This is a genomic window from Methylosinus sp. R-45379 (assembly GCF_001644125.1).
Taxonomy (GTDB): Bacteria; Pseudomonadota; Alphaproteobacteria; order Rhizobiales; family Beijerinckiaceae; genus Methylosinus.
The window spans coordinates 36,705-61,280 of sequence record NZ_LUUM01000253.1; the positions used below are offsets into that span (position 1 = coordinate 36,705).

Consider the following 24,576-nt stretch of genomic DNA (forward strand, 5'->3'; position numbering starts at 1 on the left):
ACGGAACGCCCAATTCGAGAGGGCGAGGGCGACGAGGACCGCCGCAGCGAAGGCGCTCCCCTCGATGAGTTTTTTGCCCAGACGCATTTGACGGCCTTGTGAAACGGTCTCTCGGGACCGAGAGCGCATGTCTCGATTCCAATCATCCCAGTCTTTCTATGGGGCGCGGCAGTCGATCGGTCTACTGTGATTTATAACAGTAGACCCTGGACGGCAGGAGAACTACCTAACTATGAAGTCACGCGGTCCGAGCGCTCCTGTCTTCCCATTATCACGGAGCGACAGAAGCGAACGAAGACGTTCGATTAGAGCATGCTCGCGGAAGAGAAACTCGGATAGAGATGCAAGTCTTCGGCTCGTCCACTTCGAAAACGCACTGCGGGCGCCGGATTTTCCTCACGCTCTTGCCGATGTTTTCCGCGCTGGCGGGTTGCGCGGTCGGGCCGGACTTCGTATCGCCTTCCCCGCCGCCGACAGAAAAATCAACGTCGAATAAGGCTCCGGTTCTCGCCGGAGGACCAAGATTCGTCCCGGGCGCAGAAATCCCGAAGCGCTGGTGGCAGGTTTTCCACAACCGAGGCCTCGATCGGCTGATCGAAGCCTCGATCGAAAGCAATCCGACCTTGCAGTCGGCCGAAGCCGCGATAAGGGTCGCCTATCACAACGCCGAGGCGCAAAAGGGCGCGTTTCTCCCGACCGCCATTTTCAACTCCACGGACAGTCTCAATCTCCAGTCCAATAATCGATCGCTCGAAACGATCAATCAAAGCCTCTTCAACCAGGCCATGACTTCGCCGACCACCAACATCGGTCCTCCGAATTCGCCCTATGGCTTGCTGTTGAAGCAGCTCACCGTCGCCTACACGCTCGACATCTGGGGGCAGAATCTCAGAAGCGTCGAGGCGGCTGAGGCGCAGACGGATCAGCAGCGCTACCAGCTGGAGGCCGCCTATCTGGCTTTGACTGGCAATGTGGTGACGGCGGCGATCCAAGAAGCCGCGCTACGGGGACAGATCGAGGCAGTCCGCAGATCGATCGCGATGGAAAGGGAGATGCTGGGACTGCTGCGCAAGCAGTTCGAGGCCGGCTACGCCGCGCAGGCCGACGTGCTCACCCAGGAAGCGGCTCTCGCGCAGGCACTGCAGCTCTTGCCGCCGCTCGAAAAGCAATTGTCGCAGCAACGCGATCTGCTGACGGCGCTCGCCGGCCGATATGCGCCGAACGAGATCGCCGAGACCTTTCATCTCGGTTCACTTTCGTCGCCGCACGAACTGCCGATCAGCCTGCCATCGAAACTCGTCCGGCAGCGGCCCGACATTCGGGCGGCCGAAGCCAATGTGCACGAAGCTACCGCGCAAATCGGCGTAGCCATCGCGGCGCGGCTTCCGAATGTCACGTTGAGCGCGAATGGCGGGTACAGCGCCTATCGGCTCGCACAACTCTTCACGCCCGGCACTGAGCTCTATACGGCGTCGGCGGCTGTCACACATACGATCTTCGACGGCTTTTCGCTTCTCAACAAGCAGAGGGCGGCGGAGGCGAGCGTCCTCCAGGCGGACGCGCAATATCGCTCGACCGTCATTGTCGCATTCCAGAATGTCGCCGATGCGTTGCGCGCGCTCGAGGCGGACGCCAAAGCGGTGAAAGCCGCAGCCTACGGCGAAGCGACGGCAAAGAAGAGCCTCGACATCGTGCGCGCCGAGCTGCGTCTCGGGGCCGTCAATGTGCTCTCCGTATTGAACGCCGAGAACACCTATCTGGTGGCCTCAGTGGCGCGCGTCGTCGCGGAAGGGAACCGTCTATCGGACACAGCCGGGCTGTTCATCGCTCTGGGCGGCGGTTGGAAAGACGAAAATCTGCGGGACCTCCCGCCGAACGGACCAGACGGCCCGACCAAGGAGCAGATCGAGAAGTTGAGCACGCCGGCAAACGCCGGCCTGATGCCAGCGTTCGATTGAGCAATGACTAATGTTCGAGCAGCGACACGGAGCGCGTTTCGATGTCGTGTCATTCGTCCGCTCTCAAAGCGTCAGCGCTCGCCATCGGAGCCCCACCGATTGGACGCCGCCCAGAGGAACTCTGGGGATTGCATTGGTGGGGCTCGGCCAACGAAAAAGCGATCTTACGATCCTGGCCGAGGCCGTGACGGACTTTGACAGCGTTGTGGGCTTCGAGGAGGCCGAAACAGAGATCGGCTACAGCGGCGTCCATGTTTATGCCGTATTTACATCTCGTTGTGCGCACGCCCATTGTCAGACTGTGGTGGAACGGCGATGTGTTCCAGCCTATAATACGGACTCTCAGAGAGAGCGAGAATTCGGAGACCAAAAATGTCTGCGACCGACGGCCGGGCGACGATCCTCTGCATCGACGACGATTTCGAGACCTCTTCGTTGATCGCTGAAGAGCTCGAGGACCGCGGCTTCAACGTCGTTCTCGCGAGCAGCGGACAACAGGCATTGTCACTTCTGCCGGACATTCGGCCAGATCTCGTTCTTTCGGATATCAGCATGCCGTCGATGTCCGGATTCGAAGTGCTGGAAAATTTCGCGCGATCTGCCCCCCATATCGCGAGAACGCCTTTCGTGTTCTTGACCGCCATGAGCGACCGCGAGACCGAACTCAAAGGAAGAAGACTCGGCGCCGATGATTATGTTTCCAAACCGATCGACTTCGATCTGCTGCATGCGATCATCGACGTCAGACTGAGAGGCGGCGTGCGATTTTTCGTATCAGAAGCTCCACTGCACGAGCTCAATGAAAGAGAAGTCGAGACTTTGCTGTGGGCTGCGCGCGGCAAGACATCCGACGAGATCGCATCGATCATGAGCATCACGAAGCGAACTGTCGATTATCATCTAGACAACGCACGCAACAAGCTCGGCGTCGCGACTCGAATCGAGGCGGCGGTCAAAGCCACGCTCGTCGGATTGATCGAGCCTTAGAACGATGAAACTGACGCAATCGATAAAATTCCGGATGGTCGCATCCTTGTGGCTCTTGTTCGCTACGATCGCGAGCATCAGCATCTTCGGGTTGGGTCGTCTCGAACGAGTCAATCACGAATGGTCCGACATCCGTGATCGTTGGTTGAAGAGCACACGATATATCGGCGACCTCGACAATTTCACATCGGATTTCCGCGCAGCGGAGGGCGCTTTTCTCATAGCGGCGAGAGACGTCGACGCCATCGCCATAGAACGAGAGATGGAGTCCCTCGACGAGACGATTTCGAAAGCGCAGAGAGGATATGAGAGCATCCTTCACGACGAGATCGAATTGGCGGATTACCGGCTCTTCGAGAAGAATTGGAAATTATATCATGGTGAAGCGAAACACACGCTCGAGGTCATGACGAAGGGAGACAAGGCGGCGGCGGGATATCTCTTCATGTCGGCCTCCAGGGACGCATTTGCTTCGACGAGTGAGGCCCTCGGGAGGATATCTGACCGAACCAACACGCAAGCTCGCCTGGCGAGCGAGCGCTCCGACCACGCCATTCGAGAAGCTCGCGCGTTGATTATCGCCGCCGCCTTTCTCGGCGCGTCTATGGCCCTCGGGATCATGCTTTACGTAACTCGACAGATAACCGACCCTCTATTGGAACTCGCCGCCAGCATGCGGCGTCTGTCGAGGAACGAAACCGATATTCAAATCCGGAGCACCGAGCGACCTGATGAGCTTGGAGAAATGGCGCGCTCCGTCGTGGTTTTTCGTGACAATGCGATCGAGCTTCAGGTCAATCAGCAGGCCCTTGCGACCGAAGCCTCCATGCTCGAGGAGAAATTGGAGCATGAGCGGCGTCTGAGCGAAAATCAGCGCAATTTCATCTCGATGGTGTCGCATGAGTTTCGAACGCCGATGACGATCATCGATGGGCATGCTCAGCGTTTGTTGAACGCTCGTCCTGCGCCTCGGGACGAGGTGGTTATCGAGCGAGCCAACAAGATCCGCGCCGCCGTGAGGCGGATGAGCGTCATGATCGAAGGACTGTTGCAAACCAGTCGTGTGATCGAGAGTCCGAGTCTCTACTTCCATCCGACCGACCTCGACATGTCCGCGGTGCTGAAGGAAGTTTGCGATCTGCATCGCGAAATTTCGTCCACCGTCTCAGTGCTCGAAAAATACAGCGCTGAAAAACTGCCCTTTTATGGGGACAGGAATCTTATTTGTCAGGTATTCAGCAACTTAATCGGAAATGCGATCAAATACTCCTCTCCTGGAGGCACGGTGCGAGTTGAGGTCCGCGGCAGGCGGACTGCCTTGCAAGTTTTTGTCACGGATAGCGGAATAGGGATCCCGCGCCGTGATGTCGATAGTATCTTTTCGAGATACTATCGGGCAAGCAATGTTTCCAGTATCACGGGTACCGGCGTCGGCCTCTACCTGGCAAAGATAGTCGTGGAATTACACGGTGGCGTCATTAAAGTGAGAAGCCGTGAGGGAAGAGGCTCGATCTTTTTTGTTTCACTTCCTTTGGAAGCAACTGGGCGAGCTCGATGAACCGTCAGAGAAAGCGTTTCAGCGATTGCTGAAACACCTTCTGAGGCAGAGCCCTCCGGCTTCCACAGGAATTTCGGCCAACGTCCGTCAGACGCCTTCCCTCCAGCCTCCCGCTATGCTCGAAATCATTGTGTGGACATGAGTATACCGATGCGTGGCGCAGAGCCGGGCCGCAGGTTTCATCGAGAGGCGCCGGGCTCTACCATGACGCCGCCCGGCCACCGGAGGAACGGTTGAGATACTCTCGATGAACCGCAAGATCGCCCGAATTGTTTTGGCTCTGCTAATCATCGGCGCGGCCTCGGCGGGCTATTGGTGGTGGCGCAGCCGTACGCCCGCTCTGCCAGCCTATGTCTCGCGAGCGAACGGGCGGTTGGAGATGACGCGCATCGACATTGCCGTCAAATATGCGGGGCGCATCATCGATCTGCCGATCCGTGAGGGCGATGTCGTGCGTCCGGGGTCAGTGTTGGCTCGGCAGGATACGGCAGAGATCAAAGCGCAGATCGCCGGCGCCGAAGCGCAGCGTCAGCGCGCCATCAGCGCCATAGGACGCGCCGAGGCGGAGCTCGACGTCCGCCGCAACAATCTGCGGCTCGCCGGCCTCGAGATGACCGAGACCGCGACAATGCGCGGCAAGGCGCTCGTCTCGCAGGTCGAACTCGACCGGCGCCGTATCGCGAACGATGCGGAAGCCGCCGGCGCCGCCGCCGCCGAGGCCGGCGTGAAGGAGGCGCGCAACGCGCTCTCGGAGGCGGAGGCGCAAATCGCCCGATTGAAGGTCATTCTCGACGAGACGACGATACGCGCCCCGGTGAACGGGCGCATCGAATATCGAATCGTGGAGAAGGATGCGGTTCTTCCTTCCGGCGGGCGAATCGCCTCGCTGCTCGAGACGGACGACGTCTATATGACCGTCTTCTTCCCCATGGCGGTGGCGGGCCGGCTGACGATCGGCGACGAGGCGCGCGTCGCCCTGGACGCGTTCGACGGGCCGCCTTTGCCGGCGATCATCTCCTTCGTCGCGGCCGAAGCGCAATTCACGCCGAAATATGTGGAGACCGCCAGCGAGCGCGAGAAGCTCGTCTATCGCGTGAAGCTCAGAATTCCGGTCGAGGCCGCCCGCCGTCTCGACGGCAGGCTGAAAGCCGGCATGACCGGCAATGGCTATGTGCGCGTCGACCCGACAGGCCGCTGGCCGTCCTCGCTCGCTCTCGGACACGCCAAATGACGGGCGCGGAGAAGACGAAGACGCAGCCCGCGATCCAGATCTCGGGTCTCTACCATGACTATGGGAGCGTCCGCGGGCTCGAGAATGTCTCACTGTCCTTGCCGGCGCGCGCGACGATCGGGATGATCGGCCCGGACGGCGTCGGCAAGTCTACGCTGCTCGGCGTCATCGCCGGGGTAAAGAAGATTCAGGAAGGAGCGGTCCTCGTCTTGGGGGCCGATCTGCGCGAACGACGGGAGAGAGAGGCCTTTCTCCCGCATGTCGCCTTCATGCCGCAGGGGCTCGGCCGCAATCTCTATCCGACGCTGTCCGTCTACGAGAACATCGACTTCTTCGGCCGCCTCTTCGGCCTCGGCGCAGGGCGGCGCGACGCGCGCATTCGCCGGCTGCTTCGGGCGACGGGCCTCGATCCATTTCCCGATCGGCCCGCGGGAAAACTCTCGGGCGGCATGAAGCAGAAGCTCGCGCTCTGCTGCGCGCTCGTGCATGACCCGCAGCTCCTGATCCTGGACGAGCCGACGACGGGCGTCGATCCTCTGTCGCGCCGTCAATTCTGGGAGCTCGTCGACGAGCTGCGCAGCGAAAGCGACCAGATGACGGTGATCGTCGCCACCGCCTATATGGAGGAGGCGGAGCGCTTCGAATATCTCGTGGCGATGGATCACGGGCGCGTTCTCATCGCGGACGCCAAGACGGATGTGCTCGCCCGCACAGGCGCGGCGACGCTCGAGAAAGCCTATGTCTCGCTGCTGCCGGAGAGCCGACGCGCGCAGGCCTCGGGCGTGGAGATCCCGCCCTATCGCGACCCCGGCGGCGCGCCAGCGATAGAGGCGGAGGCGCTGACCCGTCGTTTCGGCGATTTCGTCGCCGTCGACAATGTGAGCTTCCGCATCGGTCGCGGCGAGATATTCGGCTTTCTGGGCTCCAACGGCTGCGGCAAATCGACGACGATGAAAATGCTGACCGGCCTGCTGGACGCAACGAGCGGGACGGCGAAGCTGCTCGGCCGAACGATCGACGCCGGCGACATGCAGACGCGGCTGCGCGTCGGCTACATGTCGCAATCCTTCTCCCTCTACGAAGAATTGACGGTGCGGCAGAATTTGACCCTGCACGCGCGGCTCTATCGCGTCGGAGGCGATCGCGCGCAGGCGCTCGTCGACGCCGCGCTGGTCGATTTCGCGCTCGCGGAACATGCGGACTATTCGCCCGCTTCTCTGCCGCTCGGCATTCGCCAGCGCCTTCAGCTCGCCGCCGCCTGCCTGCATTCGCCGGAGGTGCTGATCCTCGACGAGCCGACGTCCGGCGTCGATCCCGGCGCGCGCGATATGTTCTGGCGTCATCTCATCCGCCTCTCGCGCGAGAAGCAGGTGACGATCTTCCTTTCGACGCATTTCATGAACGAGGCGGAGCGCTGCGATCGCATATCGCTCATGCATCGCGGAAAGGTTCTGGCCGTCGGCGCGCCGGACGAGCTGCGGCGGGAGAAGGACGCGGCGACATTGGAGGATGCATTCATCCTCTATCTCGAGCAGGCGGAGGCGAGCGCGTCGGCCGCAGCTCCGCGCCTTTCGCCATCACCGGGCGAAGCATCGCCGCCCGAGCCGGCGCCGACCGAGATATTCGACGATCGCGCGACCGGCTGGGCGGGACGCATCCTCGCCTTTGCGCGCCGCGAGACGATGGAGCTCGCGCGTGATCCGGCTCGTCTCGCCTTCGCGCTGCTCGGCCCGATCGTTCTTCTGCTGGTCTCAGCCTACAGCATCTCTTTCGACGTCGAGAATATTCGCTTCACGAATTTCGACAGCGATCAGACCTTCGCCAGCCGGGAATTCCTGCGCAGCTTCGCCGGCTCGCGCTATTTCGTCGAGATGGCGCCCTCGCGCAGTCATGCGGATATGGAGGCGCGTCTGCGCAGCCACGAAGCCCAGCTCGCCATAGAGATTCCGCCCTCCTTCGGCCGCGACCTCGAAGCCGGCCGGCAGCCCGAGGTCGGCTTTTTCATCGATGGAGCCGCGCCTTTCACCGCCTCGAACATTCGCGCCTATGCGACGGGCGTCGTCCTCGAATATGTCACGAATCTCGATCGCGCGAGAGCCGCGAGCTCGCTGCCGATCTCCGTCGAGCCTCGCTTCATCTACAATCAGGAGTTCCGCAGCATTTATGCGATCACGCCCGGCGTCGTCATGCTGGCGTTGATCCTGATCCCGACGATGCTGACGGCGCTCGGCGTCGTCCGCGAGAAGGAGATCGGCTCCATCGTCAATCTCTACGCCTCTCCCGCCACGATCGGCGAGTTTCTCGTCGGCAAGCAATTGCCCTATGTCGGCGTGGCGATGGTCTCCTATGTGAGCCTGACGCTCATCACCGTATTCATCCTCCGCGTGCCGCTGCACGGCTCTTTTCTGGCGCTCTCGCTCGGCGCGCTGCTGTTCATTCTCGCGGTGACGGCGCTCGGCCTCTTGATATCGGCCTTTGTGCGCTCGCAGGTCGCGGCGATCTTCGGCACGGCAATCATCTGCCTCATCCCCTCGGTGAATTTCTCCGGGCTGCTCTATCCGATCTCGACGCTCACCGGCGGCGCTTACGCCGTCGGCGTCGGCTTTCCCTCCTCCTGGTTCCAGATCGTGAGCCTCGGCTGCTTCACAAAGGGGCTCGGCCTGTCGAGCTTTGCTCCGAACTATCTCGCGCTCGGCGGCTTCGCGGCGCTGTATCTCATCGGCGCGCGGCTTCTGCTCCGCAAGCAGGAGGCGTAGCGATCCATGGGACGCTGGCTCGTCAATGTCGCTCTGCTCAGCGGGAAGGAGCTCCGCAGCCTGCTGCAGGATGTGACGCTGATGGCGCTCATCGTCTTCGCCTTCACCGCCGCCGTTCATCTGATGTCCGAAGGCGTGAAGGCGGAGGTCTCGCACGCCTCCGTCGCCATCATGGACGGCGATCATTCGGAATTGTCGCGGCGGCTGCGCGATGCGATCCTTCCTCCCTATTTCATCGCGCCCGAAGAAATTGCGAGGGAGGATGTCGTCGCCGCGATGAACCAGAGTCGCTATATTTTCGTGATCGAGATTCCCCCGCGTTTCGAGGCCGACGTGCTCGCGGGACGCAGGCCCGCCGTGCAGGTTCTGGTCGACGCCACGGCGATGACGCAGGCGGGCCTCGGCGCCGGCTATCTGAACGAGATCTTCGTCGTCGAGACGCAGAAGTTCCTTGGCGCGAAGAGCATAGAGTCGAGCCTGCCGATCCGCGTCATCAGCCGCATAGAATTCAACCCCAACACCGATTCCTTCTGGTTCACCTCCGTGATGCAGATCGTCGTCAATCTGACGGTCCTGTCGATCATCCTGGTCGGCGCCGCCGTGATCCGTGAGCGCGAGCATGGGACGATCGAGCATCTGCTGGTGATGCCGGTGCGGGCGAGCGAGATCGCCATTGCGAAGATCATGACCAATGGCCTCGTCATTCTCGCGGCGACGATGCTCTCGCTCTGGCTCGTCGTGCAGAAATGGCTGGGCGTGCCGATCGCGGGCTCGGTCGGCCTCTTCGCCTTCGGCGCCCTGCTCTATCTCTTCTCCGTCACCTCGCTCGGCATGTGGCTGGCGACGCTCGCTCCGACGATGCCGCAATTCGGCCTGCTCTCTGTCCCGGTCTACGCTATAGCCTATCTCCTCTCGGGCGCCGCGACCCCGGTCGAGAGCATGCCGGAGGCAGTGCAGGCGATCGTGAGATTCGCGCCGACCACGCAATTCGTCTCGATGACCCAGGCGGTCCTCTATCGCAGCGCCGGGCTCGATACGGTCTGGCCGCAGATCGCGGTGGTGATCGCCTCGGGGGCGATGTTTCTGTCGCTGGCCCTGTCGCGCTTCCGCTCCATGCTGGCGAGGCAGGGATGAAGCGCGCCGCCATCGTCATGTCCCTTCTCGTCGTCGGCTGTCGCGAGCTCGACGTCACGCCGCCGTCGCCGACCGTCGTGGCGCCGTCGTCATTCGACGAGACGTCGTCGATCGGCGCGCCCTCCGCTTCCCCTGACCTCGCCCATTGGTGGACAGTCTGGCGCGATCCGCTGCTCGACCGCCTGATCGACGAGGCGCTCGCCGGCAACCCAGATCTGCGCATTGCGAAGGCGCGAGTCGAGGAGGCGCGCGCACTGGTCACAGTCGCGGAATCGACTCTCTATCCGACGCTCGGCGCCGACGCCGGTCTGTGGGAAGCGGATGTGAAATGGCGCAATCCGGTCGTCGATTTCATCCCCGGCAAAGCGCGCCGCGTCGACGCCCATATCGGCGGCCTCGCGGCGAGCTGGGAGCCGGATATTTTCGGCGGCCGCAGCTATGACGCCGAAGCCGCCCGCGCCAACGCCGCCGGAGTCGAGGAGCAATCGAACGGCGCGCGAATGATCGTCGTCTCAGAGGCGGCCCAAAACTATCAGGACGCCAAAGGGCTGCAGCGACGGCTTCTCGTTCTCGACCATTCCGTCGAGACTCTCGGCAAGCTTCTCCGCTATGTGGAGGCTCGCTATCAGGCGGGACAGGCGCTCGCCTTTGATGTGACGCTCGTTCGCGAGCGATTGGAGACCCAGCGAAGCAAGCGGCCGGATCTCCTTTCCGCGCTCGAGACGCGACAACGCCGGCTCGCGGTTTTGACCGGCCGCCCGCCGGAGCCGCCCATCCCGCTGCCGGCGCCCGGGCCTTTCTTCATCCCGCTGCCTCCGCGAGGACAGCTCCCGAGCGAGGTGCTGGAGCGTCGCCCCGACGTGCGCGCCCGCATCGACGCCGTGCGCGCACGCGTCGCCAGCCTGACCAGCGCGAAGACGGATCTGCTGCCGCGCTTCCAGATCGAATTCCTCGGCCAGGACGGCCGGCTGCATTTTCAGGGAATCCCTGGACTTCAAGGCACGGGCGGCCTAGTCGGCCTCACCGCGCATTTGCCGATTTTCACCGCCGGGCGCATCGAAGCCAATATAGCGGCGAGTGACGCGCGCCTCGAAGCGGCGGTCGCCGATTACGACAAATCCGTCCTGCATGCGCTCGAGGATGTCGAGAACGCCTATGGCAGACGCCGCGGATTGGATCGCCGCAGCGAACATCTTTACGTCGCGCTCGTCGGCGCGCGACGCAATCATCAAATATCGAGAGGGCTATACGAAGGCGGACGTAAGACTTTCGGAGACGTGCTGAATGCAGAGCTCGACGTCTTCGAGCGCGAGAACGATTTGCTGGAAACCCAGATGGCGCAATCCGCCATGACGATCCAACTCTATCGCTCGCTGGGCGGCGGCTGGTGAGTGTCGTGATCGGCGCCGGCGCCTCGCACTTCCTCCCGTCCGTGACGAAGCTGACGCGGCTGCTCCTACCGCGACAGACGCGCGCAATATCGGCGCTCGAGACATCGAGAGTTTCGATTGGACGGCGCCTCGGCTCGGACGCGAGCGGATCGCATAATTCGGCTTGCCGGAGCGACGTCATAGAGCCTAGCGTGCGCGAATGAAACGAGGAGGCCGTCGCAATGAGCACGCTTACCAAGCTCGCGCTCGGCATGATGGGGCGGTTGCGTCCGAAACCAGCGCGAGACGCCGCAGCGGCGCAGATTGCGCTTCCCCCTCCACACAAGGACGGCGGCATGCCATTGTTGGAGGCGCTCGCCGAACGGCGTTCGTCCCGGGAATTCGCGCCTGACGAACTGCCGTTGCAGCTCTTGTCCGACCTGCTGTGGGCCGCCGACGGCGTGAATAGAGCCGAAGGCGGACGGACTGCGCCCTCCGCTTTGGACGCTCAGGAAATCGACGTCTATGTCGCGCTGCCCTCTGGGGCTTATCTTTATGTCGCCGCCACGCACGCCCTCGAGCTAGTCGCAGCGAGCGACATGAGGCGCGTGACCGGCTATCAGGATTTCGTCGACGAAGCGCCGCTCGATCTGGTGTTCGTCGCCGACCATGCGAGAATGGCGCTCGTGCCGGTCGCGAGAGCTTCGCCTCGGTCGCGGCCGGCGCGATCTCGCAGAATGTGTATTTGTTCGCGGCGAGCGCGGGCCTCGCCACTGTGATCCGCGCCTGGATCGATCGCGAGGCGATCGCGCAGGCGCTGGGGCTCAGCCACGACCATCAGGTGCTTTTGTCGCAGACGATCGGCTATCCGAAGAAGATGGAGTGAACTCCCGATGCGCATCGACCCGGCCTTCCATTCGACCTCGACGGCAATCAGGCTCCCATCGGGCGGCGCGTGAGCTGTCGCGCAGCATCGAGGTGGCGCGCGGACTCCAATTCGATCTTCGAGCGATCAAGCATCGTTTGGGTTCCATCCTCGGGTTCGAGCGATTTCGACATGTGGCTATCGCCATAGCCGGCGTCGACCTCATGCATCGCTGCGATTCCGAAACGCAACGCGGCTTTGCGATCCCTCTTGGCGGTCAACAGAAAATCGACTGTCGCGCCTGCGTTGTCGACGGCCCGATACAGATATTTCCAGCAGCCTTTGACTTTCACGTAGGTCTCATCGAGACGCCAGCTGGATCCAATCGTGCGCTTGCGAGCACGGAACTGTTTCTCCAGCAAAGGCGCAACTTGACGACCCAGCGGTTGAGCGTGGAGTGGTCGACTTCGACGCCTCGCTCTTCCATCATTTCCCCTCTATTCCACCTGCCCCAGCCCCGCGATCATAGCCCCAACCGGCCCGCGAGAAAAAAATTCGGGACAGAGCCCATAACGCCATGCTCGGATAGATGGACCCGTAGGGCGTTGATCAGCTGCGTGCGTTGACGCACGAACAGGTCGCGCGTTCGAGAGACCATCGCTCCGGCCTGCTGCCGGATGGTCTTGGCGGAGACGAACCGCATGGTCGGCCGCACCGCCGCCTCCGCGATCGCCTCCACATCGGCGGCGGCGTTCTTCTAGCGCTCGACGAGCGGCTTGACGTAGATCGGAGGAATCAGCCGAACCGAGGACCCCAGCGCATCGATCTCCCGCGCCCAATAGTGCGCCGTCGCGCAGGCTTCCATCGCCACGATGCAACGCGGCACAATGCCCAGGAATGCCAGAAGCTGGCCTCGCGTCACCTTTCTCCAAAAGCCTATACTGCCGTCGGCGGGGGCATCCACTCCATCAGTTCTCAATGGAAATCCTGGGTCAAATCTCGACGGAAATCGACAAGGCGCCCATCGCGTTGTAGTTTGCGCCGGGCGAAAGCCGGAACAGTCGAAAAGCGACGAATGTATAAGTGTCCAAAACGCCGTCGATCTTCTGAAGCTTGTTCACGACGAAAGACCCTTCGTCGTCGTCGTCGCGCAGGTAGAATTTCGCCAACAGATCGAATTGACCAGAAATCGAATATATCTCTGAGGTTTCCTCCAGATGGTCGACGATCTTCTCCGAAACGTCGAACGTCTGCCCTTTCGAACATTTTATTTGTACAAAAAGCGGCTTCATGGGCTCAATCCTCATGATAATATTACCCTTGAGAACATAAGCATTGACGAAATCCAGACTTCATCCCGAGCGTCACGGCGCTCGCTGTTCGAGCGCCGATCGAGCCTCGTCCGCCGCATGCTCGTGCGGCGCGCGCGCTCGGCCGGCCGCTTCGGCCTTCTCGATCGCATAGAGCAGGAAGGCGCAGGCGGCCGCGCTGAACACGCTGTAATTGAGCGGCAATTTGAGCCCCGTGAAGAGGGCCATCGCCGCTCCGAAAATCGTCAGCAGAACGCCGCTCGCGAGATAGACCGGCAGCAGCCAGACGCCGACGATCAGAAAGATTCCGAGAGCGAGCTCGACGAGCGTCGCCGCCCAGGCCAACGCAGGCACGAGATGTGCCGGCAGCCAGGGATTGAGCGCGGCGACCGCCGGATAGAAGCCTCCCATGCTGCCCCAGTCGACGCCTGGACTGCCGATGATCGACCAGAGGCCCCATCTGTCGGCCACAGCCGAAAGGAAAGCCGCCGCGAGCGCCAGTCGCGCCGCCAATGTGAAATTCGCCGAAATCATATCTCGACCTCCACCGATACGGCGCGCGTCCGTCCGGGCGCCGGCTCCATTTCGCGAGCGATGAGCTGCGTCTCGACGCCGCCTTCGAACTCGGCGAACCATTCCGGATCGAGACGACGCAGCTCCGCCGCACCGATCCGCCCGGAGCGCGTGAGAAGGCCGTAGGCGAAGCGATCGGGGCCGCGAGCGATCAGCTCGGTCGGGAGCGTCTCGAACCAGCGCATGGACCTGTTCGCGGCGTCGTGGAGATGCGCGGCCGCCGCCTTGCGATTCGCCTCATAGGCGGCAAGCGCCTCCGGGACCGGAAGCGTGTCCAGCGTGAGCGCGCGCGACAGCTCGGCGGCGTCGTCCAGAGCGAGGCGCGTTCCGGACCCGATCGAATAATGCGCGCTATGGGCCGCATTGCCGAGCAGAACCATATTCCCCGCGCTCCATCTCGCGCAGTCGATTTTCTTGAAATTCGTCCAGGACGAGGTGTTGCGCCGCCCGTCGCCGGCGAGAATCGTCGCGCCCTCGAGCTGCCGCGAGAAGATGCGCCTACAGGCTTCGACGCTCTCTTCGAGCCCGCAGCGGTCGAAGCCGAGCGCGCGCCAGACGGTCTCGGCGCATTCGACGACGAAGGTCGAATAGCCGTCCTCGAATTGATAACAATGCGCCCAGATATATCCGCCCGGCGTCTCCTCGAAGATGAAGCGAAATTGATCGCCCATGCTCTTGGCGACCCCGAGCCAGATATATTTGTTGGGCCGCTCCTCGGCGGTGACGCCGAAATCGGCGGCGCGCGCATCTCGAACCTTGCTCCGCGAGCCTTCCGAGACGACCACGAGATCGGCCTCCGGCAGCGGCTCCCGTTCGGCGTCGAAGGCATGATCGTAGACGAGCTCGACGCCGAGCTCCTCGGCGCGCTCTTGCAGAACGGAGATGAGCCCGACACGGCTCAGACTGAGAAACGAATGGCCGCGCGACCGGATCGAGCGGCCGGGCAGCTCGATGCTGATGCCCGTCCACGGCAACATCTGTCGGCGGATCGCCTCGCCGCTGGCCCGGTCCTGGCGCACGAGCCTATCGAGGAGCCCTTCGCTCAGGATCAGCCCCCACCCGATGGTCTGGCGCGGCGCTCCTCTCTCGATGACGACGACGTCGACGTCGGGCCGCGCCCGCTTCGACAATATGCTGAAATAAAGACCGGCGGGGCCGCCGCCGATGCACACGATCTTCTTCATTGAGCGCGTCCTTGATGGTCGAAGGGCGTCAGTGGGGATGCTCAGCCGCGGCCGAAAGCCAGCCGCTTGATGTTGACGAGATGACGCCACGTGATCGGATCGGTCGTTCCATTGCCGCCCCAGCTTCCCGAACCCTGCATGAAGGACACGGGGAGGTCCGAGGTCTCCCCCAGCATTCCGTGCGTCGCCGAGGTGTTGACGAGGATGCGGCCCGCCGGCATCGCCGTCGCGAATGCGTCGATCTCCACGGGGTCCGAGCTATGAATGACGGCCGTGTGTCCGGCTCCCTCGGACCATAACAGCGCCGCCGCGTCATCGACGCCCCTCCCTTGCTCCGCTGTGAAGAGGGTGAGCAGGGGAGCCATCTTCTCCTGCGCGATGAATGGATACTCGCCTCTCTCCACGGCGAGGACCAGGCAGGCGACTCGACGCGTCGCCTCGAGGCCGGCGGCGGCGGCCAGAGCGTCTCCGTCGACGCCGAGCAGCTCGCGACGCAGCCGGCGTGTTTCCGGATCGAACAGCGCCTCGATCACCGGACTGCGCGCATCGCCCTCGACGACGACGGCCCCGGCCGCAGTCAGCGCCTCGAGGAATGGCGCGCGAACGCGCTCGTCGACGACGATATTGCTTTCCGAGCCGCAGACGATGCCATTGTCATAGGCCTTGCCCTTGACGATGTCGCGGGCGGCGCGGCCGACGTCGGCCGAGGATGCGACGAGAACGGGGACATTGCCGGGGCCGACGCCGATCGTCGGCGTTCCGGAGCTGTAGGCGGCGCCGACCAATTGGCTGCCGCCGGTGGCGAGAACCAGAGCGACGCCCGAATGGCTCATGAGAAGCTTCGTGCGGGAATGCGACGGCTCGGCGCAGCGCTGGACGAGATCCGCCGGAAGCCCCTCCTCGGCGAGCACGCCGCGGATCAGATCGAACGCCTGCGCGCCGACGGAATCGGCTTTCTGAGGAAAGCTCGCGATCAGCGCGTTTCGCGTCTTGATGCAGAGGAGCGCCTTGAACAGCGAATTGGGAACCGGATTGGTGAGCGGGACCACGGCGAAGATCACGCCGATGGGGCTCGCATACTCGATGAGCGATTGATCGTAGCCGATCCGGCCTCTGGTCCTCACGCCGTGGAGGCTGTGAAAGACGCGGGTCAGGACGAGACCGAGCTTGTGAGTCTTGTCTTTTCGGTTGCCGATTCGGGTGACGGCGAGCTCGCGTTCGGCCCAGCCCTCGACATCCTTGGAAAAGGCTCCGACGATCGCGCGGACGACCTTGTCCAGTCGCGCGTCGTCGAGCGCGTCGATGGCGTTCTGAGCGTCTCGAGCCCGCTCGACCAGCTCGTCCGCGACATTCTGGTCCAGGGAAGCCGAATCCGGCGCTCTAGCGGGTGCGACATTGAGCATGGACAATTTCCTTCTCTGAAATCGAACTCGATTCACTTTCGTCCGCGCCTGCGATCACCGATCGCTTTTTCCGCCCTCGATACGGCGGCCTACCACGCGATCTCCCGCCGCTTCGCGAAAAACCTTCCGTGCTGCGCCGATCGCTCGACGTCAAGCGCCAGCCACACCGCCGTGTCTGCGCCTTCCTCGGCGCTGTAGGGCGCCTTGGACGAGTCGATGAGGGAATCGAGGCCCGTGCGGCACCAGCCGGGGCTGCACACGCTGACGGAGACATTAGTGTCGCGCAGGCGCTTCGCCCATGTCAGCGCGAGCATGTTCAGGGCCGCCTTGGATACTCGATAGCTCGGCGCGAGGACGGCGTCGAACGGAGAGTCCGAGTTCGAGGCTTGGCCGAGCGCGGCCAAGTCGGTGGAGATGTTCACGATCCTGGCGTCGTCGGAGCGCAAGAGCAGCGGCGCGAACGCCTTCGTCACGAGAAACGGCCCGACGAGATTCGTGTCGATCGTTCGCCGGAACTCGTCGAGCGAGATATCGTCCGGACGCTTCGTCGAATCGATCAATATGCCGGCGTTGTTGATCAGAATATCGAGGCGCCCCTCTCTGCGCTCGATCTCGCGCGATGCCTCGCTCACCGATTCGGGCTCAGTGACGTCGAGCCTGATCGCCTCGATGTCGAGGCCGAGCTTCCTCAGCGCCTCCGCGGCCTGCGCGCCGTCCGACTGCCGCCGCGCGCCGATCAGCACGCGATGGCCGCGCGAAGCCAGCGAGCGAGCGATCTCGAAGCCGATTCCGCGATTGGCCCCCGTGACGAGGCACAGCCGGCTCATAGCGCGCGCTCCTCGACCGAAAGCCGGCTCTCGTCGCATGTCCGGCGCGCCTCCGGCGCCCGGCCGGCCGGAATGGACCGCAACACTCTCTTCAGCTTCTTTCCGGTCGCGCCGACATGCTCATGCGCGGATTGAATTTCGAGCTCGTCGATCGAAGGCCAGCCGCGCTGCGCGAAGAGTCGGTTCATCTCGACGAGCAGCGTGCTCGCATCCGCCGAAGCTGCGTCTTCCGACAATTCGACGAGGGCCGTGACGCGCTCCGATCCGGCCTCCGATCGCAGGATGAGGCTGACGTCGAACAGCTCTGGAAGGTGCTTGAGAAGCAGTTCCTCGGCCTGGCAGCTGTACAGGACCCCCGATTTCGTGACGATGACGTCGCTCGTGCGATCGACGTGATAGAACAGGCCCTCCTCGTCGGTGAAGACGAGATCGCCGGTGAGCCAATAGCCGGCGATCTTGTTGAGCTCCGTGAGCGTGTGATTGTTCCAATACCCCTTGGTCACGGATTTCGATTTGACGCCGAGGCGGCCGACGCGGCCGGCGGGCAGGCGACGGTCATGTTCGTCGAACACCGCGGTCTCCACCCAGGGAAAAGGCCGGCCGACGCAGCGATCGTAACGATCGTTCTCCTGTCCGTGAACATTGCGGAACGCCGCAAAGGCGAACTCCGAAGAGCCGACATTGTCTACGAAGAACGATCCGGCTTTGCGCCTGCCTTCGGAGTCGATGTGATGCCCCTGCGCCACGAGCTTGCGTATGTGCCGCTCATGATTGGCGTCGCCAGTGGCGATCCAATATTGCACGGAGCCGAGATCTCGGCCCTCGAAGCTCTCGCGGCAAAGATCGACGAATATCTTGGGAAAGGCGATGACGACATCGGGCCCGATCCGCTCGATCGCCTCGAGCATCGACGCGGGCTCCTTGCGCCCGAGGATGGAGACGCGCGCCCCGCGCGTCAGCGACAGCATGAGAAGCGAAATCGCCGCGCCATGTGAATGCGGCAGAGCGGAGAGGACATGGCTGCCGAGTTGACGCTCGACCTGCTGCCTCACGCCGTGGAACATCGATTCGTGAGTAAAGATCACCGCTTTCGGCAGACCCGTCGTTCCAGACGTGTGGCCGAGCATGATGACGTCGTCGTCCTCATGCTCATAGAGCGGCGGCCGCTCGCGAGCGGGATCCGCGACGAGAGCGTCGACGGAGATCGCCCGCGATTCCCCGGCGATGACGTCGAAGGCGTCGCGGTTGGTCGCATGACGTCGGGACTCGACCACCAGCAGGCGAGGCCGGACGATTCCGATGAATCCCCGCACCGTGTCGAGATCGAGCCCGCTGTTGACGAGCGACGCCGTGGCGCCGATGCTCGTCAGCGCGACGAAATGGAGAAAATAGTCGAAACTGTCGTCCAGCAGGAGGCTGACGACCTCCCTCGGCCGTATCCCCTCCTGCGCATAGGCCGCCGCGAGACGATCGGTGGCGTCGACGATATCGCCGATCGTCAGCTCGACATCCCGCCCCGCCTCCCCGCCGAGCAGCGCCACCGCGCTCCGCTGCGCTTCTCTCGGAACGGCGGCGTTCAATCGATAGATGAAATTGCCGCCGCCGGCGGTCGGATCGTTCAAGACATAGCGCAGCAGAGTGTCCCTGAGGGATGGAGCGGAAGCCGTCATTTTCATAACTCCCGAGGTCGAACGATCGACAGAGAAAAAAGAGCGGCGATGGACATCATCGGCGAAGCGAGCGTCATTGCTCGCCGACGCGTCTCGTCAGATGAAAGGCGACCGTGGCGAAACCGCACCGAGCGTAGAAATCCTGCGCCGCGCGGTTGGCGCTGCCCGTCTCGAGAACGAGACTGGAGCAGAGGCCGCGCGCGGCGACGCCGCCGACGGAGTCGATCAGCGCCCTCCCGATTCCCCTGCCGCGATCGGCCTCCGCGATCACCAGATCCTCGATATGCGCATGGCGGCCGTAGACGAAATTCTCCCGCAAGTGATACCCCGCCAGACCGACCAGCGCGTCGCCTCGAAAGGCTCCGCACAGGCGGTAGCCACCGCTCTGCTGGCGCGCCATCTGGGCTTGGAAGGCGGCCCATTCCCCGAGATGCGGCCGCAATTCCCGCATCAGCCGGAGGCATGCCTCGTCGCCGACGGCGACGTCGTGGAACTCGAGGGCCGTCACGTCCTCGTCTCCGGCTCGGGCGCAACGACATACCGCATCCCGATCGCGAGACGATTCCAGAGATTGATGAGCCCGATGAGGAAGGTCAGGTCGACGATCTCTTTCTCGTTGAACGCCGCGACCAATGGTTCATAGTGTCGATCATCGGCATGGGTTGTCGCGACCAGCGTCAGCGCATCCGTCCATCCGAGGGCCGCTCGCTCGCGAGGCGAAAAGAGATCGCACTCCTCCCATGCGGCGAGCACGTACAATTTCTGCTCGCTCACGCCGCTCTTGCGTGCGTCGCGGGTATGAATGTCGAGACAGAAAGCACAGCCGTTGATCTGGGACGCCCGAACCTTGACGAGCTCGATCAAATCGCTTTCAAATCCAGATTTGCGGATCAGCGCGTCTATATTTGCGACAGAACGATAAATTTCCTGTGACACTTCCGATGGGATGAGACGTTTTGCGGACATGATTTGTCTTTCTAATGTCACTGCTGCTCGATGAGCCGACGTAGACTTTAAATGCGTCGGCGCATTTGTCTTGAGCCAAGACATCTCGATCGAGGTAGTCCAAGCTATGAACGATATGGGGCCGATTTTCGAATTCGTCGTCGATCGCTCGGATCGCGAGAGCGTCTACCGGCAGATCTACGAACGCATAAGATTAGCGATTTTGTCCGGAAGCCTCGCGGTCGGCGCCAAGCTTCCCTCCTCGCGAGCGCTCGCTGGACAATTGAACATTGCTCGCGGAACCGTGGACACCGCCTATCGCCTCCTTTCAGGAGAAGGATATGTCGTTTGCCGAGGCGCCGGAGGAACGATCGTTTCGCCCTTGGCCACGGTCGCCAACGCCTCATCCAATCGGGCCGACGCCGGCAAGACCGAATGGACGGACGCTTTCGACGGCGCCGCCAGTTCCCCACTCCCTTTCCAGATGGGGCTTCCCGCGGTCGACGTCTTTCCGCGGGCGCTCTGGTCTCGCCTGTGCGCCCGCCGCGCGCGACGCATCCACGCCGCGTCGATGGTCTATCCCGACATCGCCGGCCTGCCGGCGCTGCGGTATGCGATCAGCGCCTATCTGGGCATCTCACGCGGGATTGCCTGCTCGCCGGGCCAGGTGATTATCACGGGCGGCTATCAGGCCGCGCTCCATCTGATCGCCGAGATGATGATGCGGCCGGGCGACAAGATCTGGTTCGAGGATCCGGGATATCACAAGGCGAGACAGCTTTTGGAGGGGATGGGAGCCTCGATCGTCCCCGTTCCCGTCGACAACGACGGTATGAGAGTGGAAGACGCCATAAAGATAGCGCCTAATGCGCGCTTCGCTTTGGTGACTCCGGCACATCAGAGCCCGCTGAGCGTCTCACTGTCCTTCGCGCGGCGCGGCGCTTTGCTCGCCTGGGCCGCCCGCCAGCGCGCCTGGATCATCGAGGACGATTATGACAGCGAGTTCCGCTATGTCGGACAGCCGCTGCCGGCGCTCAAGAGCGCAGACCGCGAGGATCGCGTGATCTATACCGGCACTTTCAGCAAGGTCCTGTTTCCCTCGCTCCGCCTCGGATATCTGGTCGCGCCCGACGAGCTCGTCGGGCCGTTCCTCCGGTCGATCAGCCTGAACGACGCAGGTCGCTCGCCGCTCGAGCAGGCCGTCGTCGCCGATTTTCTGACGGAAGGGCATTTCGCGCGCCATCTCCATCGCATGCGCTCGCTCTATGCATCGCGGCGAGCCGCGCTGGCGCGCGCGTTGGAGATCGTTTTCGAGGACCGGATATCCGTCGACCTGCAGATGGGCGGACTGCACATCATCATTCGCTTCGGGCCGAGCTTCGACGACGTCGCGGCGGCGGAGGCCTGCGCCCACAAGGGATTGTCGGTCGTCGCCCTGTCGTCGCTCTCGCTGACGCGAGCCAGCGACCGCGGCCTGCTCCTCGCCTTCGCCAATGTGCCCGAAACGTCCGCGCTCTCGGCCTCCCGCCGTCTGGAGAACGCATTGTCCGATCTCCCGCCGATCGGGATCGAGCGCGCAGCGCCGCAGGAAGCGAATTGAGCGGCCATCGACCGCGCGGCGGGCATGGCTCCGCCGCCTCAACATGTCTCCACGCGATCTCCGCCGACGCCAGCGCGCGGGCGCCGCCTGCCGATCGCCACATAAAAGAGCGGCGTGAAGATCAAGCCGAACAATGTCACCCCGATCATGCCGGCGAACACGGTCACGCCGAGCGACTGACGCATTTCCGCGCCGGCGCCGGTCGCGAAGGCCAAGGGCAGCACGCCGAGGACGAAAGCCGCAGAGGTCATGAGGATCGGCCGCAGCCTCATTCCCGCCGCCTGGGCCGCGGCGACATGCGCCTCGACGCCTTCCGCCTCGGCCCGTCGCGCGAATTCGACGATCAAAATGGCGTTTTTCGCGGCGAGTCCCACCAGGACGACGAAACCGATCTGCGCCAATATGTCGACGTCGATCTGCCACAGCTCGAGCCCTGTCAGCGCCGCCAGAAGGCACATCGGCGCGATCAACATGATCGCCAGCGGAAACGTCCAGCTCTCATACAGCGCGGCGAGCGTCAGGAAAGCGAACAGCGCCGACGCCGCGAACACCAGAAGCGTCGTATCGCCATCCTTCTTCTGCTGATAGGAGAGATCGGTCCATTCGAAGTCGAAGCCGGCAGGGAGGCGCTCCCGCGCCAACGTCTCCATGGCGAGCAGCGCCCGGCTCGACGAAACGCCTTTGGCCGCGCCGCCGAGAATCTCCGCGGCGGGATAGAGATCGTAACGCGCCACGCGATAAGGCCCGGTCGTCTCGCGCACCTCGACGATCGAGCCGAGCGGAACCATCGAGCCGCCCTTGTTGCGCGCCTTCAGCCGACCGATATCGGCGCTGTCTGTCCGGAACGGCGAATCGGCCTGCGCGACGACCGGAAACGTTCGGCCGAGATAGTTGAAATCATTGACATAGACCGAGCCGAGATAAATCTGCAGCGTGTCCGCGACGGCGTCCGCCGGCACGCCGACCATCTCCGACCGCTTACGATCGATATCCACGAAGATCTTCGGCGTGCGCGTGTCGAACAGCGAGAAGACGTCGGCCAACTCGGAGCTTCGATCGGCGGCGGCGGCGAGGTCTCTCGCCGCTGCGGCGAGCGCTACGAGGCCATGCCCCTCTTTGTCTCGAACCATCATCTTGAATCCGCCGGCCGCGCCGAGACCGGGAACGGGCGCCGGCGGAATGGTGACGATGAACGCGCCGTCGATCTTGGACAGCCGCAGGCGTAGATCCTCCAATATCTTGTTCGTGTCGCGACCTCTCGCCAGGCGCTCCTCGAACGGCTCGAGCACCACGAAGATCGCGCCGGCGTTCGGGGGAAACGTATAGGTGGCGCCGTCGAGCCCGACATAGGGCGCGCCGTGGCGAACGCCCGGAACGCCGCCGATGATCCGCGTCGCCTCGCGCATGACGGCGTCCGTCCGGTCCAGAGTCGAACCGGGCGGCAATTGCACGAGTGTGATCAGATATCCCTGATCCTGATCGGGAATGAAGCCGGTCGGCGCGCCGCCGAACTTCCACGCGGTGAGGCCGATGAGCGCGAGATAGATCGCCAGCGTCGGACGCGCCGATTGCGCCATCCGTTCCGTGATCCGTCGGTAGACGGACGACATTGCGTCGAACCCGCTGTCGAAACGCGAGGACATGCGCTCGAGCATCCGGCGAGACGACACGGCGGGCGCCCGGGGAGACGCGACGCGCGCCTCGAGCAGCAGCGCGCAGAGCGCCGGGCTGAGAACGAGCGAGACGAGCAGAGAGATCAAGGTCGATGCGGCGATGGTGACCGCGAACTGGCGGAAGAACTGCCCATATATCCCCGACATCAAGAACGTCGGCAGAAAGACCGCTGTCAGCGTCAGCGCGATCGCGACGAGCGCGCCGCCGACCTCGTCGATCGTGTGATGCGCGGCCTCCCTCGGCGTGAGCCCGCGAGCGATGTGGCGCTCCGCGTTCTCGACGACGACGATCGCATCGTCGACGACGATACCGACCGCGAGCACGAGCCCGAACAGCGACAAATTATTGAGCGAATAGCCGACCGCCGACAGAATCGCGAGCGCGCCGATGAGCGATATCGGAATCGCCACGATCGGGATGAGCGACGTGCGCCAGCTCCGAAGGAAGACGATTACGATCAGCGTCACCAGCCCCGCGGCTTCCGCGATCGTCTTCAGAACCTCGCGAATCGATTGCCGGATGTATTCGGTCGGATCATAGACGATCGAATATCCGAGCCCGTCCGGAAAGGAGGCCGATAGCGCTTTCATCTTCGCTTTCAGCCGATCGACGGTGGCGAGCGCATTGGCGCCGGGCTGCTGGAATATCCAAAGCGGCACCGACTCGAGATGATCGAGATAGGCGGTCGTGCTGTAGTCCTGCGCCGCGAGCTCGACGCGCGCGACATCCCCGAGACGCGTGATGCGCCCGGCGCCGTCGCTCTTGACGACGATGTCCTCGAATTGTCGCGGCTCGACGAGCCGACCGGTCGCTTCGACATTGATCTGGAATGCGCTCGGCGAACTGGTCGGAGGTCCGTTGAGCAGCCCGGCCGACGTCTGCAGATTTTGCGCCCTGATCGCAGCGACGACCTCGCTCGCGAGCATGTCGCGAGCCGCGATCTTGTCCGGATCGAGCCAGACGCGCATCGCCAGTCTCCGTCCCCCGAAAAGCTGGACCTCGCCCACGCCCTCGATCTGGACGAGGACGTCTCTTATCTGCAGAGCCGCATAATTCGAGATCGCGAAGCGATCGAGCGCGCCGCTCGGCGAGAAGAGATGGATGACCATCAGCATGTCCGGCGAAACCTTCTTCACCGTCACGCCGAGCCGACGCACCTCTTCTGGAAGACGCGCGAGCGCCGGCGCCAGCCGATTTTGAACCTGCGTCTGAGCGATTTCGAGATTGGTCCCCAATCTGAACGTGATGGTCGTCGTCAGCCGGCCGTCTCCGGTCGACTGGCTGTTCATGTACATCATATTTTCGACGCCGTTGATCTGCTCCTCCAGCAAAGTCGCGACAGTTTCGCCGACGACTTCCGCGGACGCGCCGGGAAAGCTCGCATTGACCTGAATCGTCGGAGGGACGATGTCGGGATATTGCGTGACGGGCAGCCGGAAATAGCCGATCGTCCCGGCGATCGTGACCATAGTGGCGAGCACGATCGCAAAAATTGGCCGCTCGACGAAGAAATGAGAGAAAGTCATCACAC

General features: G+C 63.1%; 19 protein-coding genes and 2 pseudogenes. 10 read left to right on the forward strand and 11 right to left on the reverse strand.

Annotated elements, in window-relative coordinates; all coding sequences use genetic code 11:
• Positions 1-410 precede the first annotated feature (410 nt).
• From A1351_RS12575 to A1351_RS26200, 9 genes are all read left to right on the forward strand, one after another.
• Complete coding sequence (locus A1351_RS12575) at positions 411-1,958, forward strand: efflux transporter outer membrane subunit (protein WP_245267469.1); 1,548 nt, start codon at positions 411-413, stop codon at positions 1,956-1,958.
• A gap of 372 nt (positions 1,959-2,330) precedes the next feature.
• A complete protein-coding gene (locus A1351_RS12580) occupies positions 2,331-2,945 on the forward strand; it encodes a response regulator transcription factor (RefSeq protein ID WP_024881782.1) in 615 nt (204 codons plus the stop codon).
• 4 nt (positions 2,946-2,949) lie between these two features.
• A complete protein-coding gene (locus tag A1351_RS12585) occupies positions 2,950-4,503 on the forward strand; it encodes a HAMP domain-containing histidine kinase (RefSeq protein WP_024881783.1) in 1,554 nt (517 codons plus the stop codon).
• A 247-nt stretch (positions 4,504-4,750) separates the two neighbouring features.
• Positions 4,751-5,734, forward strand: coding sequence for an HlyD family secretion protein (locus A1351_RS12590; protein ID WP_064033147.1), 984 nt, complete (start codon positions 4,751-4,753; stop codon positions 5,732-5,734).
• The gene (gene rbbA / locus A1351_RS12595; RefSeq protein ID WP_024881785.1) at positions 5,731-8,490 is read left to right on the forward strand and encodes a ribosome-associated ATPase/putative transporter RbbA; all 2,760 of its coding nucleotides are present in this window, start codon (positions 5,731-5,733) and stop codon (positions 8,488-8,490) included. The genes A1351_RS12590 and rbbA overlap by 4 nt, the downstream gene beginning before the upstream one ends.
• 6 nt (positions 8,491-8,496) lie before the next feature.
• The gene (locus tag A1351_RS12600) at positions 8,497-9,624 is read left to right on the forward strand and encodes an ABC transporter permease (protein WP_024881786.1); all 1,128 of its coding nucleotides are present in this window, start codon (positions 8,497-8,499) and stop codon (positions 9,622-9,624) included.
• On the forward strand, positions 9,621-11,015 hold the full coding sequence (locus A1351_RS12605) for a TolC family protein (RefSeq protein WP_064033148.1): 1,395 nt from the start codon (positions 9,621-9,623) through the stop codon (positions 11,013-11,015). Before A1351_RS12600 ends, A1351_RS12605 begins: the two co-directional genes overlap by 4 nt.
• Before the next feature lie 341 nt (positions 11,016-11,356).
• Complete coding sequence (locus A1351_RS12615; RefSeq protein ID WP_371441483.1) at positions 11,357-11,773, forward strand: nitroreductase family protein; 417 nt, start codon at positions 11,357-11,359, stop codon at positions 11,771-11,773.
• Complete coding sequence (locus A1351_RS26200) at positions 11,740-11,880, forward strand: hypothetical protein (protein ID WP_371441484.1); 141 nt, start codon at positions 11,740-11,742, stop codon at positions 11,878-11,880. Before A1351_RS12615 ends, A1351_RS26200 begins: the two co-directional genes overlap by 34 nt.
• 221 nt (positions 11,881-12,101) lie before the next feature.
• On the opposite strand, the pseudogene A1351_RS12620 reads toward A1351_RS26200, so the two are convergent.
• From A1351_RS12620 to A1351_RS12665, 10 genes and pseudogenes are all read right to left on the reverse strand, one after another.
• Positions 12,102-12,352: pseudogene (locus A1351_RS12620) on the reverse strand (transposase); the annotation flags it as partial.
• Between the two features lie 81 nt (positions 12,353-12,433).
• A pseudogene (locus tag A1351_RS25850) lies at positions 12,434-12,838 on the reverse strand (transposase); the annotation flags it as partial.
• Between the two features lie 13 nt (positions 12,839-12,851).
• Entirely contained in the window at positions 12,852-13,151 is a 300-nt protein-coding gene (locus A1351_RS12630; RefSeq protein WP_024881790.1) for an Lrp/AsnC ligand binding domain-containing protein, read from the reverse strand.
• Between the two features lie 72 nt (positions 13,152-13,223).
• On the reverse strand, positions 13,224-13,703 hold the full coding sequence (locus tag A1351_RS12635; RefSeq protein ID WP_024881791.1) for a hypothetical protein: 480 nt from the start codon (positions 13,701-13,703) through the stop codon (positions 13,224-13,226).
• Complete coding sequence (locus A1351_RS12640; RefSeq protein WP_064033150.1) at positions 13,700-14,926, reverse strand: FAD-dependent monooxygenase; 1,227 nt, start codon at positions 14,924-14,926, stop codon at positions 13,700-13,702. The genes A1351_RS12635 and A1351_RS12640 overlap by 4 nt, the downstream gene beginning before the upstream one ends.
• A gap of 41 nt (positions 14,927-14,967) precedes the next feature.
• Positions 14,968-16,329: an aldehyde dehydrogenase family protein gene (locus tag A1351_RS12645; RefSeq protein WP_024881793.1), complete on the reverse strand. Its 1,362-nt coding sequence runs from the start codon at positions 16,327-16,329 to the stop codon at positions 14,968-14,970.
• An 89-nt stretch (positions 16,330-16,418) separates the two neighbouring features.
• Entirely contained in the window at positions 16,419-17,156 is a 738-nt protein-coding gene (locus A1351_RS12650; protein ID WP_024881794.1) for an SDR family oxidoreductase, read from the reverse strand.
• Positions 17,153-18,826, reverse strand: a complete 1,674-nt coding sequence (locus A1351_RS12655; protein WP_166671885.1) for a class I adenylate-forming enzyme family protein — start codon at positions 18,824-18,826, stop codon at positions 17,153-17,155. The genes A1351_RS12650 and A1351_RS12655 overlap by 4 nt, the downstream gene beginning before the upstream one ends.
• A 73-nt stretch (positions 18,827-18,899) precedes the next feature.
• On the reverse strand, positions 18,900-19,334 hold the full coding sequence (locus tag A1351_RS12660) for a GNAT family N-acetyltransferase (RefSeq protein ID WP_024881796.1): 435 nt from the start codon (positions 19,332-19,334) through the stop codon (positions 18,900-18,902).
• Complete coding sequence (locus A1351_RS12665; protein ID WP_024881797.1) at positions 19,331-19,792, reverse strand: carboxymuconolactone decarboxylase family protein; 462 nt, start codon at positions 19,790-19,792, stop codon at positions 19,331-19,333. The genes A1351_RS12660 and A1351_RS12665 overlap by 4 nt, the downstream gene beginning before the upstream one ends.
• A gap of 70 nt (positions 19,793-19,862) precedes the next feature.
• On the opposite strand from A1351_RS12665, the gene A1351_RS12670 reads away from it, so the two are divergent.
• A complete protein-coding gene (locus A1351_RS12670) occupies positions 19,863-21,371 on the forward strand; it encodes a PLP-dependent aminotransferase family protein (RefSeq protein ID WP_198022819.1) in 1,509 nt (502 codons plus the stop codon).
• 38 nt (positions 21,372-21,409) lie between these two features.
• Here the strand turns inward: A1351_RS12670 and A1351_RS12675 are convergent, their stop codons facing one another.
• Positions 21,410-24,571, reverse strand: a complete 3,162-nt coding sequence (locus A1351_RS12675; RefSeq protein WP_024881799.1) for an efflux RND transporter permease subunit — start codon at positions 24,569-24,571, stop codon at positions 21,410-21,412.
• Positions 24,572-24,576: the final 5 nt, after the last annotated feature.

Coding starts and splice junctions, on each gene's coding strand:
- A1351_RS12575 (WP_245267469.1), top strand. CDS start 411: ATGTTTTCCGCGCTGGCGGGTTGCGCGGTCGGGCCGGACTTCGTATCG.
- A1351_RS12580 (WP_024881782.1), top strand. CDS start 2,331: ATGTCTGCGACCGACGGCCGGGCGACGATCCTCTGCATCGACGACGAT.
- A1351_RS12585 (WP_024881783.1), top strand. CDS start 2,950: ATGAAACTGACGCAATCGATAAAATTCCGGATGGTCGCATCCTTGTGG.
- A1351_RS12590 (WP_064033147.1), top strand. CDS start 4,751: ATGAACCGCAAGATCGCCCGAATTGTTTTGGCTCTGCTAATCATCGGC.
- rbbA (WP_024881785.1), top strand. CDS start 5,731: ATGACGGGCGCGGAGAAGACGAAGACGCAGCCCGCGATCCAGATCTCG.
- A1351_RS12600 (WP_024881786.1), top strand. CDS start 8,497: ATGGGACGCTGGCTCGTCAATGTCGCTCTGCTCAGCGGGAAGGAGCTC.
- A1351_RS12605 (WP_064033148.1), top strand. CDS start 9,621: ATGAAGCGCGCCGCCATCGTCATGTCCCTTCTCGTCGTCGGCTGTCGC.
- A1351_RS12630 (WP_024881790.1), bottom strand. CDS start 13,151: ATGAAGCCGCTTTTTGTACAAATAAAATGTTCGAAAGGGCAGACGTTC.
- A1351_RS12635 (WP_024881791.1), bottom strand. CDS start 13,703: ATGATTTCGGCGAATTTCACATTGGCGGCGCGACTGGCGCTCGCGGCG.
- A1351_RS12640 (WP_064033150.1), bottom strand. CDS start 14,926: ATGAAGAAGATCGTGTGCATCGGCGGCGGCCCCGCCGGTCTTTATTTC.
- A1351_RS12645 (WP_024881793.1), bottom strand. CDS start 16,329: ATGCTCAATGTCGCACCCGCTAGAGCGCCGGATTCGGCTTCCCTGGAC.
- A1351_RS12650 (WP_024881794.1), bottom strand. CDS start 17,156: ATGAGCCGGCTGTGCCTCGTCACGGGGGCCAATCGCGGAATCGGCTTC.
- A1351_RS12655 (WP_166671885.1), bottom strand. CDS start 18,826: ATGACGGCTTCCGCTCCATCCCTCAGGGACACTCTGCTGCGCTATGTC.
- A1351_RS12665 (WP_024881797.1), bottom strand. CDS start 19,792: ATGTCCGCAAAACGTCTCATCCCATCGGAAGTGTCACAGGAAATTTAT.
- A1351_RS12675 (WP_024881799.1), bottom strand. CDS start 24,571: ATGACTTTCTCTCATTTCTTCGTCGAGCGGCCAATTTTTGCGATCGTG.